The 2577-nt window shown below is 67.5% G+C and carries 4 protein-coding genes; all 4 read left to right on the top strand.

All coding sequences use genetic code 11. From position 1 onward, the window contains the following. A partial coding sequence (locus FAZ21_RS20685; protein ID WP_211243548.1) for a hypothetical protein occupies positions 1-258 on the top strand: 258 nt, incomplete at its 5' end. After that, entirely contained in the window at positions 255-1322 is a 1068-nt protein-coding gene (locus tag FAZ21_RS19945) for a pentapeptide repeat-containing protein (protein ID WP_136775177.1), read from the top strand. The genes FAZ21_RS20685 and FAZ21_RS19945, both read left to right, overlap by 4 nt. A gap of 41 nt (positions 1323-1363) precedes the next feature. Continuing rightward, positions 1364-1912, top strand: a complete 549-nt coding sequence (locus tag FAZ21_RS19940) for a DUF3540 domain-containing protein (protein ID WP_136775176.1) — start codon at positions 1364-1366, stop codon at positions 1910-1912. A gap of 100 nt (positions 1913-2012) precedes the next feature. Further along, on the top strand, positions 2013-2411 hold the full coding sequence (locus FAZ21_RS19935; protein ID WP_136775175.1) for a DUF4150 domain-containing protein: 399 nt from the start codon (positions 2013-2015) through the stop codon (positions 2409-2411). Positions 2412-2577 lie beyond the last annotated feature (166 nt).

Genomic DNA, 2577 nt, shown 5'->3' with positions numbered 1-2577 from the left:
ACGTGGCGCCGAGGAGTGGAGGGAGACCTTAGGCTCCCGACCGACGTAGGGAACCCCGGAGGGGCGCAGACGCGGGCCGCCTTTTCTTTGGTTCGTTTCTTTTGGCGGAGCAAAAGAAATGAACCGGCCCGCCCGGCCGTTAAGGGCATCAATCAACCCGCGCCGCAGGCGCTCAGCCTTTCAGAAGTTGCCGTTGCCTTGGCAGCGGCAACCGCCGCCAAGGCCAAAACAGCACCCACCGTGCAGGTCTTCCCATGATCTGGGCCACCATCGAAAAAGCCCAGCGCCTCAGCCGCGCCGTCTCCGGCCTGGACCTTGCCGGTCTGGATGCGCGAGGGCGGGTGCTGGCGCATGCCACCTTCCACCGTGTGAACCTGGCGGGTGCCTGCTTTGCCGGGGCCGATCTGTCGCAGACGCACTTCGTCGAATGCGATCTGTCCGGCGTCGATTTCACCCACGCCACGCTGCATACCACTCAGTTCATCCAGTGCCGGCTGCCCGACACCCGCTGGGCCGCTGGCGAGTTGTTGTCGCTGGTGCAGTGCGAGCTGGCCGGCAGCCAGTGGGGCGGCGCGGCGCTGGAGACCAGCGCGTTGATGCAATGCGACCTGCGTGGTGCCGATTTCAGCGCCTCGCGGCTGATGCGCTGCGTGATGTTGGGCGGTGCCGCCGACGGATTGCGGCTGAACGGCGCGCGGCTGGAGCAGGTGGCGATCCAGGACCTCGACCTGGGCCCCGTGGATTTGACCGGGCTGGATGCCGATGCCTCGGTGCTGATCGGTGCCAACCTTGCCGGCAAGGCGCTGCCGGGCGTGCGGCTGGCGCGCTGCACGTTGCAGGGCGCAGATTTCACCGAGACCGATCTGTCCGGCGCGGTGCTGGCCGGCGCCAACTGCCACCAGGCCACCTTCACCGGTACCCGCCTGCCACGGCTGGCGGGCGCCGGTGCGCTGATGCTGGCGGCGCGCTGGCAAGGCGTGGATGCGCGCGGCGCCGATCTGTCCGGCGCGATCTTCCAGGAGGCCACGCTGGCCGACTGCCTGCTGGACGACGCCGTGCTGGTGAAAAGCGTGTGGCGGCAGGCCACGCTGGCGCGGGTGTCGTTCGCCGGTTGCGACCTGACGTTCGCCGGTTTCGACCACGCGCAGGGCGACACGCTGGATTTTGGCCGCGCGCGGCTGGATCACGCCAGCCTGCACAACGCCGCGTTCACGCGCGCCGCCTGGCAGGACGCCCGGCGCGGCAGCGCACGCGGTACCGATTCCTTTCTCTTGGCCGCGGAGGCGGGGCTGCTCGCCGCGCCGCGTGCCGCAGCACGTTGACCGCCATGACCGATGCCGTCGGATACGCAGTAGGAGACACGATGATGCGACTCGAAGACCCCCCCATCACCCATGCCATCGCCGCGCCGCAATGGAGCGATGCCCGCATCGCCGTGGCGCTCGACGATGGCCGTTTCCTGCTGCACGACGGCCGCATCGCGCAACAGGCGGCGTCGTGCCTGGTGCAACCCCAGGCGGGCGACCGCGCGCTGGTGGCCGGCTGCGGTGACGACAGCTTCGTTGTCCACCTGCTGGCGCGCGGCGACGACGAAGCGGTGCTGGCGGTGCCCGGCGCCACGGGCGTCTCGCTCAATCAGGCGCGCATCGCGCTCAACGCCAGCGAGCAGGTCAGCGTGCGCGCGCTGGCCGACATCCACCTCAACGCCGCCACCGGCGCGCTCAACCTGAACGCCCGCAACCTGTTCACCAGCGTGGCCGACACGCTGATCGAACAGACGCGCCACCGCATCACCCGCGCCGAGCACTACCTGCTGACCGCGCGTGCGCTGCTGCGGATGCACGGCAAGCAGACGCTGGTGACGGCGGACAAGGACGTAAAGGTGGATGCGGATCGGATCAGTGTGGGATGAGAGGCGCGAGGTGTGAGGAGCAAGGGCAACGACCCTGCCACGGCTCCCGCCTCCGCCGTTACCCCTCATGCCTTACCCCTCACTCACAGGACTTCCAGCCATGTTTGCCAACAACAACCTCGGCGTCATGAATTTCGCGTTTCCCGATGTGTGCAAGGTGCCCACGCCGGTGGGGCCGATTCCACTGCCGTTCCCCAACATCGCGATGTCCGCCACGCATGTGCCGTCGGTGTTCAACGTGCTGTTCGGCTGCGGGCTGGCGGAGAACCTGCTGACGCAGGGCACGGTGAGCAACGGCGACGAGCCGGGGCTGGCGACGGGGCTGATCTCGAACATCGTGGTGGGGCCGGATCGGCAGGTGCTGGGCAGCATCAAGATGCTGGTCGGCGGGGTGTTCGCCAACCGGCTGACGTCGCTGTCGTTGCAGAACGGGATGTTGCCGAATACCGCCGGCATGTCGATCACACCCGCGCAGGTGCGGGTGATTTTGCTGGGGTAAGGGGGTGATGATGATGGGGTTTGCGTCTGCAACGGCAACGGCAACGGCAACTGCAAAGGCTTTAAACGCAGAGCGCCTTTGGCGCGGGTTGATTGATGCCCTTAGCGGCCGGGCGGGCCGGTTCATTTCTTTTGCTTCGCCAAAAGAAACGAACCAAAGAAAAGGC

Origin of the sequence: Chitiniphilus eburneus, from assembly GCF_005048205.1 — a bacterium.
In the GTDB taxonomy this organism is placed as follows: Bacteria; Pseudomonadota; Gammaproteobacteria; order Burkholderiales; family Chitinibacteraceae; genus Chitiniphilus; species Chitiniphilus eburneus.
Note: the sequence above shows the minus strand (reverse complement) of the source record. Positions and strands in the feature narration are given on the sequence as shown.